The sequence below is a fragment of the Sneathiella sp. genome, from assembly GCF_029233945.1.
Lineage (GTDB): Bacteria > Pseudomonadota > Alphaproteobacteria > Sneathiellales > Sneathiellaceae > Sneathiella.
Genome location: NZ_JARGOQ010000009.1, coordinates 20,386 through 35,552, shown reverse-complemented (window position 1 = coordinate 35,552; position 15,167 = coordinate 20,386). Strand labels below are relative to the sequence as shown.

Here is a 15,167-nt window from a genome sequence, read left to right as displayed (position 1 = left end):
TCAATTACAAGTTTTATGAAAAACTAGCTGGCCTTGGCCTCGATACGGCGTGCATGAAGGATTGGTTCGGTGTAGCCACTTGGCTGTTCCCGCCCCTTGAAAACAAGGTCGCAGGCCGCGTGAAAGGCGACTGATGTATCGAAATGTCCGGCCATTGGCTTGTAAAGCGGATCGCCCGCGTTTTGTTCATCGACAATCGCCGCCATCCGTTTCATGGTTTCTGTTACCTGATCTTCCGTACAAACCCCATGATGCAGCCAGTTCGCGATATGCTGACTGGAAATACGTAAAGTCGCGCGATCCTCCATAAGGCCGACATTGTTTATGTCCGGCACCTTGGAGCAACCGACGCCCTGATCGATCCAGCGCACCACATAACCGAGGATCCCTTGCGCGTTGTTGTCCAGTTCCGCCTGAATTTCCTTTTCAGACAAATTTTCGCCCTTTAACAACGGTGGCGTCAAAATACTATCAAGGCTCGCCCGGCCACGTGACGCTATCTCCTTCTGGCGATCTTTCACCGATACTTCATGATAATGCATCGCATGCAAGGTTGCCGCCGTTGGAGAGGGGACCCAGGCACAATTGGCACCCGCCATTGGATGGCCGATTTTTGCGGTCATCATCTTCGCCATTTCATCGGGCATCGCCCACATGCCCTTGCCAATCTGGGCATGACCGGGGAGACCTGTTTCCAGACCGATATCCACGTTCCAGTCCTCATAGGCGGCGATCCAGGGTTCGCCCTTCGCGGCGTCTTTCCTCATAAAGGGGCCGGCTTCCATACTGGTGTGGATTTCATCACCGGTGCGATCGAGGAAGCCTGTATTGATAAAGAAAATTCGCTCCGAAACGGCCCGGATGCATTCCTTCAGGTTGACCGTGGTCCGACGTTCCTCATCCATCACGCCGACTTTCAATGTATTCCGGGGAAGGTCGAAGCCATCCTCCACCGCGGAGAAAAGATCGTTCGTGAAAGCCACTTCCTCCGGTCCGTGCATCTTCGGCTTTACAATATAAAGGCTGCCCGCACGACTGTTTGAATAACGCCCTAGTCCTTTCAGGTCATGAAGTGCCCCTGCAGTGGTCATGACTGCGTCGAGTATGCCTTCCGGTATTTCATTCCCTTCCGCATCAAGCACCGCGTTTATCGTCATCAGATGACCGACATTACGGACCAGCAACAGACTGCGGCCGTGGAGGGAAATTTCCATTCCCGCCGGATTGAGATAAGCCCGGTCTGGGGTCAGGCACCGTGCCACTGTTTGTCCGCCTTTTTCAAAGCGATCCTCAAGATCGCCTTTCATCAGGCCAAGCCAGTTGCGATAAACAAGAGCCTTGTCCTCCGCATCAACCGCCGCGACAGAATCCTCGCAATCCTGAATGGTGGAAAGAGCCGATTCCATCAAAACATCCTTCACGCCCGCCGGATGATCTCTCCCTACAGGATGTGCAGGATCGATCTGGATATCGAGATACAGGCCGTTCTTTTTAAGCAGGATGGAAGTGGGCGTTGCATCATTCCCCAGATACCCGGCAAACTGTACGGGATTCTCAAGACCGGTGCGCGAACCGTCAGCAAGCTCGATTTCCAGTTGCTTGCGATCACCATCCTCTTTCAGAAGATAGGCACGCGCATCCTTGTGACTGCCGCTGGCGAGCGGCGCGGCGCGATCAAGAACACCAAAACCATACTCGATAACCTTCAGGCCGCGCGCCGGATTATAACCGCTACCTTTCTCGCAACCGTCTGTCTCAGGCAGAACGTCCGTCCCATAGAGTGCATCATACAGACTGCCCCAACGGGCATTTGCCGCATTAAGGGCATAGCGGGCATTCATGACCGGGACGACAAGCTGCGGCCCGGCGACGTCCGAAATTTCGGGGTCAACATTGGCCGTCGTGACCTGAAATGACGGCCCCTCCGGCACCAGATAACCTATGTCCTCTAGAAACGCTTTGTGAGTACGCGCATCATGTGGCTTTCCTTTCGCCGCGAGATGCCAGGCATCGATTTTCGTCTGCAACTCTTCACGCTTAGCAAGCAATTGCCTGTTTCGTGGGCCAAAATTTGCGACTAGGTCTGCAAGAAGGGTCCATACTGTCTCGGCCGTTATATCCAGCCCTGGCACAATCTCCCTTTCCACGAGATCCACAATTTCCGGCGCCACCTGAAGCCCTGCTTTTGTCACATGCTTTGTCATCTGCTTATTTTTACCCTCGCCCAAATGAGAAATAGACAGTGCGGGAGACCCCGACCGCCGGTGAATTACAGCATAACATTGACAGGACCGACAAAGGGAATAAACTAAAATGGAACTATTTTCGCATTATGGAATTAATTAGCATGACGATGGCAGACGCGGCCAAGACCACAGCTGTCCGGACAGGCCAGGTACAATCTCTGACGCGGGCGCTGTCTATTTTGAATGCGATTGCCGAAAATCCGCCGGGCCTGTCCCTAACGGCAATCGCCAAGTCCTTGACGCTTGCCCCGTCGACGACCCACCGGCTGTTGACCACCCTGCAGGAAGAGCGTTATGTGCAGTATGACCGCGACACGAGCCGGTGGCAGATTGCCATGCAGGCATTTGTGACTGGTAACGGCTTTCTGGTCTCCCGCGATCTTGCGACTGTCGCGCGGCCCTATATGCGGCGCCTGATGGAACTCAGCGGTGAGACGGTAAATCTGGCGATCGCAGACGGCGACAAGGTCATCTATCTGGCCCAGGTCGAAAGCCGGGAAATGATGAGGGTTTTCTCCAAACCCGGGAATAGCGTGCCCATGCATTGTTCGGGGGTCGGAAAAGCAATGCTGATGGCCATGAGCAGAGAAGACGTATCCCGGATAATTGAAGACCAGAGTCTTGCACGGCTGACGGATAAAACCATTACCGATCCAAATTTGCTATATGAAGAGCTTGCGGCAGCGCGCGCCCGTGGCTTCGCCGTAGATGATGAAGAGCATGCCGTCGGTCTTCGCTGCGCGGCGGCGCTTATTTATGAGGAACATGCGGAACCGCTCGCCGGACTTTCCATTTCAGGCCCTGCCGCCCGTATATCGAAAGAGCGGTTGATGGAACTTGGACAGATAACGGTGGAGATAGCGAGTGAGGTGACGGCTGCGCTTGGCGGGCGGAAACCCGGCTAAAAACCGTAGAATTGTTCCTCCCGCGTTTCGGTATTTCGGCTGTATACCAATTCCCCGGCGATATAGCTCGCCTTCGCAACCCGGTCATCCCCCAGTATCATCAGGGCGAAGAGTTGCTCTTCCAGACTGTCGGCATAGGCAATTCGATGAGCAATCAGAGGCGTTGCCTTCAAATCGAGAACTGTAATGTCAGCCTCATAGCCGGGTTCAATACTTCCAATGATGCCTTCCAGGTAAAGGGCCGCAGCGGCGCCACGAGTAGCCAGATAAAACGCCTTATGGGCATCCAGCGAAAAACCGCCCATTTGCGCAATCTTGTATGCTTCGTTCATGCTGACCAGCTGAGAGAAATTCGTGCCCCCGCCAAGATCTGTCGCAAGGCCCGTGCGCACAGGAAAGGAGCCTTGCATCGCCTGTTCGAGGCTGAACAGACCGCTTCCGAGAAAAAGATTTGACGTTGGACAGTGCGCAATGGCCGTGCCTGTTTCATGAAAGATGTGGAAATCCTTTTCCGTGAAATGAACGCCATGCCCATAGATCGCACGCGGTCCCAGCTGGCCATAATGTTGATAGACATCCACATACCCTTTCCGGTCAGGGAAAAGTGCCTGCACCCATTCAATTTCCTGTTTATTCTCTGAAATATGAGATTGCAGATAGGTGCCAGGATGCTCCCTCCAGACGGCGCCTGTCATCTCCATCTGCTCCTCTGAGCTTGTCGGCGCAAAACGCGGGGTTACGGCATAAAGCGCCCGCCCATTGCAATGCCATTTCTCTATCAGGCGCTTTGTCTCATCATATCCGCTTTGGGCCGTATCGGTGAGGGCGGCGGGCGCATGCCGGTCCATCAGCATCTTGCCCGCAATATTGCGCATATTGATTCTTTCTGATTGCTCAAAAAAGGCATCAACGGAGCCCGGATGGACAGTACAGAACACAGCGGCCGTGGTTGTTCCCGCCCGCAAGATTTCCTTCAAAAAAACTTCTGCCGCTGCCGATGCATATTCCTTATCGGCAAACTTCTGCTCGGCGATGAAGGTATAATTATTCAACCAGTCAATAAGCTGCCTGCCAAAGGCGCCAATTATCTCGGTTTGCGGATAATGAACATGGCAATCAATAAAACCGGGGCAGATCAGCGCGTCTTCATATCGGGTTACAGGCACAGCCTCATCAAGATCTGCGAGCAATTCATGGGCTGGGCCGAAGCCGGTAATCTTACCGTCCTCGATTACGATGAGGCCATCTCCCTCATAGCGGAGACAATCATCGATCGGCTTTGTGAAAGGATTGTCCCGATATGAAATGCAGCGCCCCCGAATAGCCTTTTTCATTTACCGCGCTTTCCCGGAGTTCCCGCCATTGAGAGGGTTACTTCATCCTTCACCACTTCCATCACCACATAGGTTTGGGTCTGCATAACATGGGGCAGTTGAGAAATGGCCTTTCCCAATAACTCCCGGTATGAGGCGATATCTCTGGTGCGTATCTTTAAAAGATAATCAAATCCGCCTGCCATCATCATGCATGACTGAATTTCCGGGACCTGTTGGACGGCCTCATTAAATTCCCTAAGCTCCGTCTCGGTCGTTCGGGAAAGCTGCACCTGCACCATGACGACATGACCGGCAGCGACTGTATCCGGCTCCAGTTCGGCGAAATACCCTTTAATCACTCCGGTATTCTCCAAGCGCTTCACCCGCTCGGCGCAGGGGGTTTTGGTGAGATTCACGCGGCGGGACAGCTCGACCATTGAAATACGGCCATTTGCCTGAATTTCCCGCAGAATACGATAATCTGTCCGGTCCAAGGGCGGTATCACCATACTTAATCCCTAACATCCTCTGTAAGCACAACTTCATACTGTATGCCAAGGAGCAGCTCCCCGCCTAGCATTTTTGCCATGCTGCCCAACGGACAGATATCGGGTGATCTCGAAAAGTTGTAGTGAATTGACGAGTATTTGGCGGACGCCTCAAATGCTTTTGGGTAGGATATGATGCATTACTGTGCTCATCTAGAATTATCGGAACCGGAAAATATGTCTCGCTACCCGTCAATAAGTTCTTCTGTTTGGCAAGGTCTTTGCCTCTTGATCACCTATGTCGCGCTTGCCTTTCCCTTTTCCGCCCAGGCGGAAACCAAGACAGAATATAAGAGCTGGGAAGAGGTAATGAGCGCCGCGAAGGGAGGCACGGTCAACTGGTTCATGTGGGGCGGCGCGGACAATATCAATCAATATGTTTCCGACTATATCGGTGGGGAGTTGACGGAACGCTATGGTATCACCTTAAAGCGCATCGGTATCAATGACACGGCGGAGGCTGTCAATATTGTCCTTGGCGAGAAACAGGCCGGCATCGACGATAAGGGTTCCGTCGACCTGATCTGGATTAACGGCGGAAATTTCCGGACGATGAAACAGGGAGGTTTACTCTTCTGCGGGTATCATTCTCTTCTTCCCAATAATAAACTCGTAAACTGGCAGAACCCGTCCATCGCGAATGATTTCGGCCTTGCCGTCGATGAATGCGAAGTGCCGTGGAACCGGGCGCAGTTCGCTTTTGCCTATGACAGTGCCCGCACGGAAAACCCGCCGAAAAGCATTGCGGAGCTCATTGACTGGGTGAAGGATAATCCGGGCGAGTTCACTTATCCGGCAGCAACGGATTTCAATGGCAGTGTCTTCATCCGCCATGTCTTTTATCACGCGGCGGGCGGACCGGACGCCCTTCTCGGGGATTTCGATTCCAAAAAATTTGACGCCATCGCACCGAAGGCCTGGGCTATCCTCAACGAGATGAAACCTTATCTCTGGCGGGAGGGGGAAACCTATCCAAATGCCATCGCCAATTTGGCTCAGCTTTTCGCGAACCGGGAAGTTGCTCTCTATTTCGATTATGATCCGGCAATTTTCGGGATCAATGTCGAAAATGGCATCTTTCCGGAAACGACCCGGTCCTATGGCCTGAAAGACGGCACCATTGGTAACACCAACTATGTCGCCATTCCCTATAACTCACCCAATAAGGCCGCCGCGATGGTGGCTGCCAATGTTATCCTGTCGGCGGATGCGCAGCGTGAAAAAGCAAAGGCCGATGTCTGGGGCGCTGCACCCGCGATTGACATTAATCGTCTCCCCGAGGAGGAAAAGCAGCGCTTTACCGACTTGCCGCGCCACCCGGCCGTTGTCGATCCGGCGACGCTCTCCAAGAAGGCTCTGCCGGAGCTGCATCCTGACTGGATCAGCGCGATTGAAAAGGGCTGGCAGGAAAATGTCGCCAAATGACGCAGCGGCACTTAAGGTAAGATTTGCCGACTTCCAAACCCTTCTTGAGGCCACGCTTGCTTGATCGCTGGAAAATTCCGTTATTGCTCTCCCCCGCGCTCCTCCTCATCGTGGGGCTGTTTCTGGGTGGGTTATTCCTCGGCCTGATCGGTAGTTTGGGCTATATGCCGCAGCTCGGACGAGAGGAGTTGAGCTTCGATGCCTATCGCAATATTCTGACATCGGAGAGTTTCTGTCTTTCCTTCCTGCTGACCTTTTATATCTCTTTCACCTCCACGGTGATCGCCTCTGCGCTGGCCATCATCGCGGCATTGATCCTTCGTCGGCATTTTATCGGACGCTCTGTTATCAATTTCCTTTTTCAAATTAATCTCACTGTCCCCCATCTTGTGGGTGCGGTCGGCATTCTGTATCTTTTCTCCCAGTCCGGCTTTTTTGCCCGTCTCGCCTATGAGTTTGAGCTGATTGCGAGACCTTCTGACTTTCCGGCGCTCATTTACGATCCGCTCGCCATCGGTATTATCCTTCAATATGTCTGGAAAGAGGTTCCCTTCATCGGGATGATCCTGCTAGCCAACATGCAAACCTTCGGGCAGGACTATGAAACCGCCGCCCGCTCCCTCGGTGCGAGTCGCTGGCAGAGCTTTCGCTACGTCCTGCTGCCGCTTCTTACCCCCGGCCTTCTTGCTGCCGCATTGATCGTGTTCGCCTTCACCTTCGGTGCCTATGAAATCCCGGCGTTGCTTGGACAGAACTACCCGGCGGCCCTTCCCGTTCTGGCATATCAGTCTTTCACCGATGTAGATCTTAACGCCCGGCCGGAGGCGCTTGCCATGGGCATGATTATCGCCGCCCTGAGCGCGGTCATGATAGTCGGCTACGCCCGCCTGGCGCGGAGATATGTCCGCACATGACTATGGTCGAGATACGAATACGGGCGGAAATTTCCCGCGACGGGCTATCAGGGCCGACGTGGTTTGCACTTGTTTTACTGATCAGCTGGCTGATCCTCCCGTTAATTCCGCTTGCCGTCTGGTCCATCAGCCGGAGTTGGTTCTTCCCGGATATCACTCCATCCGCCTACAGCCTTCGCGCCTGGCGCTATGTCTTCTCAAGCACATCGGAGGTTCTTCCCGCCCTTGGCGTGACAACATTGATTGCTCTTTGCGCAACACTTCTGTCCGCGATCATCGGTCTGCCTGCGGGCCGGGCACTTGGACTTTATCAATTCCGGGGAAAGTCGGCAGTCGAGCTTCTCATCCTCGCGCCCACGATCGTGCCGGGCATCGCCGTTGCGCTCGGGCTTCATGTGGTATTCCTCAATCTCGGGCTTGCCGGCTCCTTTCTGGGTGTTCTGATTGTACATCTCATCCCGACATTGCCCTATATGGTGCTGGTCATGGCGGGCGTCTTCGCAAACTACAACCCGGAGATTGAGGCACAGGCCCGTAGCCTTGGCGCCGACCCGTTTCAGACATTCTACTATGTCACTCTGCCCGCCATCCTGCCCGGTCTGCTGATTGGGTCATTATTCACCTTTCTGGTCTCCTGGAGCCAGTATATCCTCACCCTCCTGATTGGCGGCGGGCGGGTTGTGACATTGCCCCTTCTTCTGTTTAATTTTGCCAGTGCTGGACGAAATGACATTACCGGCGCCATCAGCATGATCTATATCCTGCCGGGCGTTGTTCTGCTCCTCCTCGGCGCGCGGCATCTTACCGGACGCAACACCGCTGCAGAAAGTCTGCGCCAGATATGACCAATGTCAGTCTCGAAAACCTCACCAAGTTCTATCCCGGCGAAACAATGCCCGCCGTGAAAAACGTTTCCTTGCAGGTAGAGAGCGGCTCCCTCACGGCGCTGCTTGGTCCGTCCGCTTGCGGAAAATCAACAATTCTCAAGATGATTGCCGGACTTCTGGCGCCTACATCGGGCAATATCCGCTTCGACGGTCAATCCATCTTGCGCCTGCCCCCCGACCGGCGCGATGCGGTTATGGTGTTTCAAAACCACCTCCTCTTCCCCTATATGACGGCGGGGGAGAATGTTGGGTTTGGCCTTAAAATGCGACATCGAACAAGGAAGGAAATAACCCAAGCTGTTAGCAGAATGCTGGAGCTTGTGCAGTTGGCCGGTATGGAGCAGCGTAAACCCTCCCAGCTTTCCGGTGGACAGCAACAGCGTGTTGCCCTTGCCCGCGCGCTCGTCCTTCGCCCACAGATACTGCTGCTGGACGAACCATTTTCAAATCTGGATGCAAATTTGCGTCTGGAAATGCAGCAGCTTCTTATATCCCTCCATCAGAAACTTGGAACGACCATGCTGTTCGTTACCCATGACCAGGAGGAAGCCGTGAGCCTTTCCAGCAGGATCGCCCTCGTCCTAGAAGGAACGCTTCGGCAATATGCGCCGGCCGCCACCCTCTATGATCAACCGGCCGATCGGGAAGTTGCAAAATTTTTTGGGGCGAAAAACTTTATTCCGGGCAACTGTACGGACGGTTACTTCGAGTGTGCCCTGGGTTGCCTTGCCCTTCCGGAGGAGGCTTCCATTGCGGGGAAAATTCTGACCTTTCGGCCGGAAAATGTCATCCTGGGGACCGCCCGGAACACAGAGAACAGCTTTCAGGCAACGCTCATGTCCAAGAAGTTTCTGGGAAGTCAGACACGCCTTGAGTTGCGTAAAGACGCGGTGACGTTTCAGGCCCTGCTGGCACCGCATATCGCAGAGCCTTTGATGGAAGGATCACCGGTATCCGTTCATCTGCCGCGCCGCTCCCTCTGGGTACTGGGCTAGCTCAATGACGCTAAATATTCAGAAATTCTCTCCGGCGCTTTATCCGGCCCGACTTCCGCACTCCGTATTAGTCCGTCAAAATGCGCCGTTAATGCGCGAATATGCTCGACGGAATTTACCAGAAGATACATATTCCCGATATAGATGGCGGCGCGCAACGGACCGAACAGGGTATAGGCTGCGGAGTAAATCTTCCGTGCATCGAACAAAAACAACCGAAAGGTGGGGTAGAGCTCCTCGGTCAGGCGGATCATATTTTTCATCTGATCTCGACGGATAGCAATCGGAACCTGACGCCATATCCCTTCCCCCTTTGCAAGCTGTTCAATTGCCTGAAGCGGCATGCAAACCTCCATATCCGTTTCGGGACGCCGGGAATAGCTCAATTGATCCTGCATTTGCCGTTCTTTCGCTTCCCGCTCCGTAGTCGTGAAGTCACCGAATTCATAGACGCCGATTTCCTCTGTCCGGAGGAGATCGGGCAATGTACTCGGTACATAACGGATTTTATATCCCATCGCCTCCCGATGCCATTTCGCGAGTTTAACACTGGCCGAGGCTTCCGTGACCCGCTCTATCTCGATCATGGGAACGGCCTCGCTGGCGATTTCATCATTCGCGATCAGGCCCATCAGCCAATCAACGGAGACACCATAAGTGCGGGAGATAGCACACAGGGTTTCAGCGCGCGGCAATCGCGTGGAGCCCGGCGCAAGGAACTGGCTGAGAGCTGATCTATCAATACCGACGCTGTTCGCAAACTGGCTAAGATTAAATCCCTTGCGTGCCAGCAGCAGCGCCATTCGGTCGCGAAAGATTTCGGCAACATCTCGCTTATCTGGATTTTCCTTCTCAAAACGCAGTGATTTCACACCAAATTCCTATTTAAGTAACAATATAGAACTTAAGTTTTATATTAACATAAAGATTAGCGAACTGTCACATTGTATATTCCCTGTCTAATAGCTCATAATTCTCTTCATCTAACAATAACTTATGGAGTAGGCGAACTGTGTTGTTGCGTGAACGACAAGAAATAAGAACCCTTGCATTGATTTTTCTGTGCTACGGAACTTGGGGGTTCGTCCTGTTTGGGCCGATTTCTTTACCCATATGGCTGGTCACGCTGCTGGTAATTCCGGTGATTACTTTTCACTCCTCACTCCAGCATGAATGCATACACGGCCATCCTCTTGTTGATCGTCGCCTGAACGACCTGATTGTCTATCTGCCCATCGGATTGTTCATGCCCTATCCCCGTTTCAAGGAGGTTCATCTCACCCATCATCAACGGGCTAGAATTACCGACCCGACCGAGGATCCGGAAAGCTGGTATGTCTCGCGGAATGACTGGGCGAAGTTCGGCAAAATTCAAAAGCTGATTTGGAATGCCAACAACATTCTTGTCGGTCGCATGCTGATTGGCCCCTTAATTGGGGTATCCAGCCTCGTTCGAGCGGATATCCAGAAAATTCGAAATGGCAACCGACGAATGCTTGGCGACTGGGCGTTTCATTTTATGCTTTGCGCCCTGCTTCTAATCTTCATTGGATATTTTTCCAACATTTCCATTCTTGGCTACTGTATTGCTGCCTATTCTGCCATGTCCCTTTTGATGATCCGCACATTTCTTGAGCACCAGGCGCATCCTGACCGGCGGGCGCGTTCCGTGCTAATTAATGATAAAGGACCGCTGCGATTTTTGTTTTTGAACAATAATCTTCATGCAGTTCATCATGCCTACCCCTCTGTCGCTTGGTACCGGCTGCCGGGTTTATTCCGACTCCACCAGGAGCGCTTCGTCGAAATGAACAAAGGTTATTTTTACAAAAGCTATACCGACGTCATTCGCGCTTATATTTTTAGACGAAAAGAACCGGTCGCCTTTCCCCTGGACCCGGTTTAATATTTGATAATGGTATCCTCGACAGCGTCCTCTGTGGCGCTTCTCCCCATGTATGACTGGCCTGAAATCCAGAGCACAACGGATGCCTTCTGGTCGGCCCTTCGCGAAAGCCTCGGCGCTGCCGGATTTCATCCACCAGAGCATCTCACCCGGGCAGGCGATCCGTTCGAATGTTGGAGAGACCCGGGCCTTCTACTCGGTCAAACCTGCGGGCTACCCTATGTGGAAAAGCTATCGGGCACTGTCTCCCTTGTCGGCACGCCCGCCTATGATATTAACTGCGGGGCTGGCAGTTACTTCAGTGTGATTGTCGTTCATAGAGACAGCGGCATAAAAAGCCTCTCGGATATAAATTCCGCACACTTCGGATATAACGATCCGCTGTCCCAGTCCGGTGTTGCAGCCTTCTTCTATCATCTCATGACGCAAGGAATTGCGTTTCAAAAAATCCGCAAATATAGCAGGCTTATGTCTCATCGAACCGTTATAAAGCACTTGGCGGAACGGCGGATTGATATTGCCTCAATCGATGCCGTGACATGGGAGCTTGCGAAACGGTTTGAGACGGCAACGGATAAACTGATAGTCATCGCGCGCACTCACCCAACGCCTGGCCTTCCTATGATAACGGCGCGACGGTCAAAAAGCGAAGTTGACCGCATACATCACGCGGTTGTTGAAGCGATGGCCTCCCTACCCTGTGTGACGCAGGATGCGCTTCTGTTAACGGGCTTTGCTGCAACAGAGGAGGCAGATTATCAACTCATCAAACGCAACTATGAAAAAATCCGCCCTGATCTGGAAAATCTCCTGTGAAAAACCGCAATAAAAAACCTCGGAAGCCAAAACTTCCGAGGTCTTTCTCTGACGTCAAATAGACTTATTTATAGTCGTATTTGCCATCTTTCCATTCGTACCAAACATAACCCGGCAAGGTTACATCGCCCTTGTCATCGAAAGACAAAGAGCCAAGAACCGTTTCAAACGTGCCCTCGTTCAGGGCATCCATAACTGGCTCCAGATCGACGGATTTCGCAGCTTTAGCTGCGTCCGCCCAGGCCTGAACGGCCGCGTAGGTGTAGAGAACATAACCTTCAGGCTCGATGCCCTTTTCACGGAACTTGGCAACCAGTTCAGTAACCCCCGGGTTTTTGCGAGGATCGGGAGAAAAGGTCATCAGCGTGCCTTCGCCGGCATCACCCGTGATTGACCAATATTCATCGGTCACGAGAGCATCACCGGAAACGAGCTGTGTGCTCATGCCCTGATCCCGCATCTGGCGAACAATCAGTCCGGCTTCGGTGTGATAACCGCCAACATAGGCGATATCAATGCCCTCCTGCTTCATTTTGGAAACAAGCGCCGTATAGTCTTTTTCGCCAGCGGTATAGGCTTCATACATGGTTGCTTTGCCACCATCAGCTTCCATAGAAGCTTTGGTCTCATCGGCGAGGCCTTTACCGTAAGCCGTCTTGTCATGCAAAATAGCAATTTTCTTACCTGCTTTTGATTCATCGGCAAGATAGGCACCGGCAACCTTGCCCTGCTGATCATCACGGCCGCAGACGCGGTAGACGTTCGGGCCGCCTTCATCGGTCAGCTTCGGGTTGGTGGAAGCGGGTGAAATCTGGATGATCCCTTCTTCTTCATACACGGCGGAAGCCGGAATGGAAGAACCGGAACAGAAATGGCCGGCCATAAAGACCACGCCTTTTGACACCATCTGGTTGGCGACAGCGACAGCCTGCTTCGGATCGCAGGCATCATCACCAATCTCCAGTGTCAGCATTTCGCCATTCACACCGCCAGCCGCATTGATATCAGCGACAGCCTGCTCCGCACCAGCCTTCATCTGCTGGCCAAAACTGGCATACTGTCCTGTCATCGGGCCCGCCGTTGCAATCGCAATGTCTGCCCAGGCAGCACCTGAACTGATCATCACGCCCATCGACATGGCCGACATGGCAAGTAACATTTTTTTCATCTTCGTACTCCCAGTTGGTAAAATGTAATTCTAATAGATACGCTACTTTTTCGCAATTATATCAAACTTTTATAGCAATTTGAAAGCGAATTCGAGTGACAGGCATCAGTCCTCCGCGCCTTTTTTCTCGCGCCAGGAAAAAGGCCCGTCCCGTCCATAAAGCCAGCGATATTGCGTCACCATTTGCCGCACACGGGTCAAACGATAGCCCAATAGAGAAATGCCAACCAATACCAGAGCATCAACGACATAATAATGGAGGGAGAGCAATGTCCCGTCGAATAAAGCAAAATGAAAAAACCTCACAACGAGCGCCAGCAACAGCATAAAGAAAATTAGATGCGAAATGGGGCGCCAATTTGATGCCAGCGCCCGCCCGGAGAGATATCCGGCGCCTCCCCCGATTATGACATTGACAAAGAGGAAGGTTACGAAGCTATTTTCCCACAGAATTCCCATCAGTGCGCCCCCCCTTCCAGATAAGCCGCACGCACCTCTTCGCTTGCCAGCAATTCCTTGCCGGTTCCGCTCAAGGTTATACTGCCATTGACCATGACATAACCACGATCCGCCAGTTTAAGTGCATGATATGCGTTCTGCTCTACCAGAAAAACGGTCAATCCGTCCTTTTCATTGAGTTCCTTGATTGCTTCGAAAATCTGCTTCACGACGAGCGGCGCCAATCCGAGGGACGGCTCGTCTAGCAGCAGGAGCCGGGGCCGCGCCATCAGCGCCCGGGCAATCGCCAGCATTTGTTGCTCTCCGCCCGAAAGCGTCCCGCCGCGCTGATCTTTCCGCTCTTTCAGTCTTGGGAACAGATAAAACGCGTGGGCCAGATCCTCCTCGAAGTAGGCGGGGTTCGAGGTAGTCGCTCCCATGATCAGATTTTCATAAACCGTCATGCGCGGAAAAATCCGCCGCCCCTCCGGCGATTGGGCGATATTCATACGCGTGATTTCGTGGGTCTGCAGTTTAGTGATGTCCTGCCCATCAAAAATGATCTGCCCGGCGGCGGCGCGCGGATCCCCGCAAACCGTCATCATCAGGGTGGATTTTCCGGCTCCGTTCGCGCCAATGAGGGTCACGATTTCGCCAGCGTTCACCTCCATGGTGACACCTTTGAGAGCCTGAATCTTTCCGTAAAAGGTTTGAACGTCTTTGACTGCAAGAAGGGGCTGATCGCTCATGAGGATGCTCCCTCCTCAATTTCATGTTCCACTTCTTCTACCTCATCGTCCGCCACACCGAGATAGGCAGCAATAACGCTTGCGTCATTGCGAATTTCCTCCGGCGTGCCATCGGCAATTTTCTTGCCATAGTCAAGCACGATAATATGGTCAGAAATCCCCATAACTACGTTCATGTCATGCTCGATCAGGAGCACGCCTGTGTCCCGCTCCTTACGGATAAACAGCAAGAGTTTGTTCAACTCGTCCGATTCACGCGGGTTCAGACCGGCCGCCGGCTCATCAAGGCATAGCAGCTTCGGCTTCGTGCACATGGCCCGGGCTATCTCAAGCTTGCGCTGTTCCCCGTACGGAAGGTCTCCCGCCGCGTCATCTGCGCGAGCAGTAAGACCCGTCTGCTCCATCCAGTATTTTGCAAGCTCCACCGCTACTTTTTCGGCCTTTTTATATCCGCTCAACCCGAATATCCCGCCGAATGTGTAGTTAGAGGCAAGCATCAGGGGGTTATGCTGCCCCACCATCAGGTTTTCGAGCACCGTCATCCCACCAAACAATCGGATATTCTGGAAAGTTCGCGCAACTTTTGCAACTTTCGGAATCTTGAAATCATCCATGCGTTCAAGCAAGAACTTCGCGCCACCCTCATGAAGCGCGGTGATGCGCCCCTCTGTCGGTTTGTAAAAGCCGGTAATGCAGTTGAATACGGTGGTCTTTCCCGCACCATTCGGCCCGATCAGCGCGGTAATATCGCTCCGGCCCACATCAAAGGAAAGGTCATCGACGGCGAGCAAGCCGCCAAAGCGCATGTTTAAATGCTCAACGGTCAGAACGGGATCATCAACATGATGCGTCAT

Annotated in this window: 15 protein-coding genes; 7 read left to right on the top strand and 8 right to left on the bottom strand. The window is 53.0% G+C overall.

Annotated elements, in window-relative coordinates:
• Positions 1-23: 23 nt before the first annotated feature.
• Entirely contained in the window at positions 24-2,204 is a 2,181-nt protein-coding gene (locus tag P1U71_RS04770) for a malate synthase G (RefSeq protein WP_301104409.1), read from the bottom strand.
• A gap of 143 nt (positions 2,205-2,347) precedes the next feature.
• Between P1U71_RS04770 and P1U71_RS04765 the strand changes: the two genes are divergently transcribed.
• Complete coding sequence (locus P1U71_RS04765) at positions 2,348-3,151, top strand: IclR family transcriptional regulator (protein ID WP_301104408.1); 804 nt, start codon at positions 2,348-2,350, stop codon at positions 3,149-3,151.
• On the opposite strand, the gene guaD is transcribed toward P1U71_RS04765, so the two are convergent.
• Both guaD and P1U71_RS04755 read right to left on the bottom strand, forming a co-directional pair.
• Positions 3,148-4,485: a guanine deaminase gene (guaD, locus tag P1U71_RS04760; RefSeq protein ID WP_301104407.1), complete on the bottom strand. Its 1,338-nt coding sequence runs from the start codon at positions 4,483-4,485 to the stop codon at positions 3,148-3,150. The genes P1U71_RS04765 and guaD overlap by 4 nt on opposite strands.
• The gene (locus P1U71_RS04755; protein ID WP_301104406.1) at positions 4,482-4,976 is read right to left on the bottom strand and encodes an Lrp/AsnC ligand binding domain-containing protein; all 495 of its coding nucleotides are present in this window, start codon (positions 4,974-4,976) and stop codon (positions 4,482-4,484) included. The genes guaD and P1U71_RS04755 overlap by 4 nt, the downstream gene beginning before the upstream one ends.
• A gap of 216 nt (positions 4,977-5,192) precedes the next feature.
• Between P1U71_RS04755 and P1U71_RS04750 the strand changes: the two genes are divergently transcribed.
• From P1U71_RS04750 to P1U71_RS04735, 4 genes are read left to right on the top strand one after another with little or no spacing between them, the layout of a single operon-like run.
• Complete coding sequence (locus P1U71_RS04750) at positions 5,193-6,440, top strand: ABC transporter substrate-binding protein (RefSeq protein WP_301104405.1); 1,248 nt, start codon at positions 5,193-5,195, stop codon at positions 6,438-6,440.
• Positions 6,441-6,496: 56 nt separating this feature from the next.
• Positions 6,497-7,354 (top strand): ABC transporter permease, encoded by an 858-nt coding sequence (locus P1U71_RS04745; RefSeq protein WP_301104404.1) that lies wholly within the window; start codon positions 6,497-6,499, stop codon positions 7,352-7,354.
• Entirely contained in the window at positions 7,351-8,199 is an 849-nt protein-coding gene (locus P1U71_RS04740) for an ABC transporter permease (RefSeq protein ID WP_301104403.1), read from the top strand. Before P1U71_RS04745 ends, P1U71_RS04740 begins: the two co-directional genes overlap by 4 nt.
• Positions 8,196-9,236 (top strand): ABC transporter ATP-binding protein, encoded by a 1,041-nt coding sequence (locus P1U71_RS04735; RefSeq protein WP_301104402.1) that lies wholly within the window; start codon positions 8,196-8,198, stop codon positions 9,234-9,236. The genes P1U71_RS04740 and P1U71_RS04735 overlap by 4 nt, the downstream gene beginning before the upstream one ends.
• Here P1U71_RS04735 and P1U71_RS04730 read toward each other — a convergent pair.
• Entirely contained in the window at positions 9,233-10,108 is an 876-nt protein-coding gene (locus tag P1U71_RS04730) for a helix-turn-helix domain-containing protein (protein ID WP_301104401.1), read from the bottom strand. The genes P1U71_RS04735 and P1U71_RS04730 overlap by 4 nt on opposite strands.
• Before the next feature lie 140 nt (positions 10,109-10,248).
• Between P1U71_RS04730 and P1U71_RS04725 the strand changes: the two genes are divergently transcribed.
• Together P1U71_RS04725 and P1U71_RS04720 are read left to right on the top strand one after the other, a co-directional pair.
• Positions 10,249-11,142 (top strand): fatty acid desaturase, encoded by an 894-nt coding sequence (locus tag P1U71_RS04725; RefSeq protein WP_301104400.1) that lies wholly within the window; start codon positions 10,249-10,251, stop codon positions 11,140-11,142.
• A 9-nt stretch (positions 11,143-11,151) separates the two neighbouring features.
• Entirely contained in the window at positions 11,152-11,958 is an 807-nt protein-coding gene (locus P1U71_RS04720; RefSeq protein ID WP_301104399.1) for a PhnD/SsuA/transferrin family substrate-binding protein, read from the top strand.
• Positions 11,959-12,022: 64 nt separating this feature from the next.
• Here the strand turns inward: P1U71_RS04720 and P1U71_RS04715 are convergent, their stop codons facing one another.
• The 4 genes from P1U71_RS04715 to P1U71_RS04700 all read right to left on the bottom strand — a co-directional run bounded on the left by P1U71_RS04715 (position 12,023) and on the right by P1U71_RS04700 (position 15,167).
• A complete protein-coding gene (locus P1U71_RS04715) occupies positions 12,023-13,126 on the bottom strand; it encodes a branched-chain amino acid ABC transporter substrate-binding protein (RefSeq protein WP_301104398.1) in 1,104 nt (367 codons plus the stop codon).
• A gap of 105 nt (positions 13,127-13,231) precedes the next feature.
• Positions 13,232-13,585 (bottom strand): DUF6867 family protein, encoded by a 354-nt coding sequence (locus P1U71_RS04710; protein WP_301104397.1) that lies wholly within the window; start codon positions 13,583-13,585, stop codon positions 13,232-13,234.
• Entirely contained in the window at positions 13,585-14,313 is a 729-nt protein-coding gene (locus P1U71_RS04705; protein ID WP_301104396.1) for an ABC transporter ATP-binding protein, read from the bottom strand. The genes P1U71_RS04710 and P1U71_RS04705 overlap by 1 nt, the downstream gene beginning before the upstream one ends.
• Entirely contained in the window at positions 14,310-15,167 is an 858-nt protein-coding gene (locus tag P1U71_RS04700; RefSeq protein WP_301104395.1) for an ABC transporter ATP-binding protein, read from the bottom strand. Before P1U71_RS04700 ends, P1U71_RS04705 begins: the two co-directional genes overlap by 4 nt.

What these genes read in the sequence shown, in the direction of transcription:
- P1U71_RS04705 (WP_301104396.1), bottom strand. Translation starts at nt 14,313, where the DNA reads ATGAGCGATCAGCCCCTTCTTGCAGTCAAAGACGTTCAAACCTTTTAC.
- P1U71_RS04720 (WP_301104399.1), top strand. Translation starts at nt 11,152, where the DNA reads ATGGTATCCTCGACAGCGTCCTCTGTGGCGCTTCTCCCCATGTATGAC.
- P1U71_RS04740 (WP_301104403.1), top strand. Translation starts at nt 7,351, where the DNA reads ATGACTATGGTCGAGATACGAATACGGGCGGAAATTTCCCGCGACGGG.
- P1U71_RS04710 (WP_301104397.1), bottom strand. Translation starts at nt 13,585, where the DNA reads ATGGGAATTCTGTGGGAAAATAGCTTCGTAACCTTCCTCTTTGTCAAT.
- P1U71_RS04700 (WP_301104395.1), bottom strand. Translation starts at nt 15,167, where the DNA reads ATGACGCATCATGTTGATGATCCCGTTCTGACCGTTGAGCATTTAAAC.
- P1U71_RS04755 (WP_301104406.1), bottom strand. Translation starts at nt 4,976, where the DNA reads ATGGTGATACCGCCCTTGGACCGGACAGATTATCGTATTCTGCGGGAA.
- P1U71_RS04715 (WP_301104398.1), bottom strand. Translation starts at nt 13,126, where the DNA reads ATGAAAAAAATGTTACTTGCCATGTCGGCCATGTCGATGGGCGTGATG.
- guaD (WP_301104407.1), bottom strand. Translation starts at nt 4,485, where the DNA reads ATGAAAAAGGCTATTCGGGGGCGCTGCATTTCATATCGGGACAATCCT.
- P1U71_RS04735 (WP_301104402.1), top strand. Translation starts at nt 8,196, where the DNA reads ATGACCAATGTCAGTCTCGAAAACCTCACCAAGTTCTATCCCGGCGAA.
- P1U71_RS04765 (WP_301104408.1), top strand. Translation starts at nt 2,348, where the DNA reads ATGACGATGGCAGACGCGGCCAAGACCACAGCTGTCCGGACAGGCCAG.
- P1U71_RS04750 (WP_301104405.1), top strand. Translation starts at nt 5,193, where the DNA reads ATGTCTCGCTACCCGTCAATAAGTTCTTCTGTTTGGCAAGGTCTTTGC.
- P1U71_RS04770 (WP_301104409.1), bottom strand. Translation starts at nt 2,204, where the DNA reads ATGACAAAGCATGTGACAAAAGCAGGGCTTCAGGTGGCGCCGGAAATT.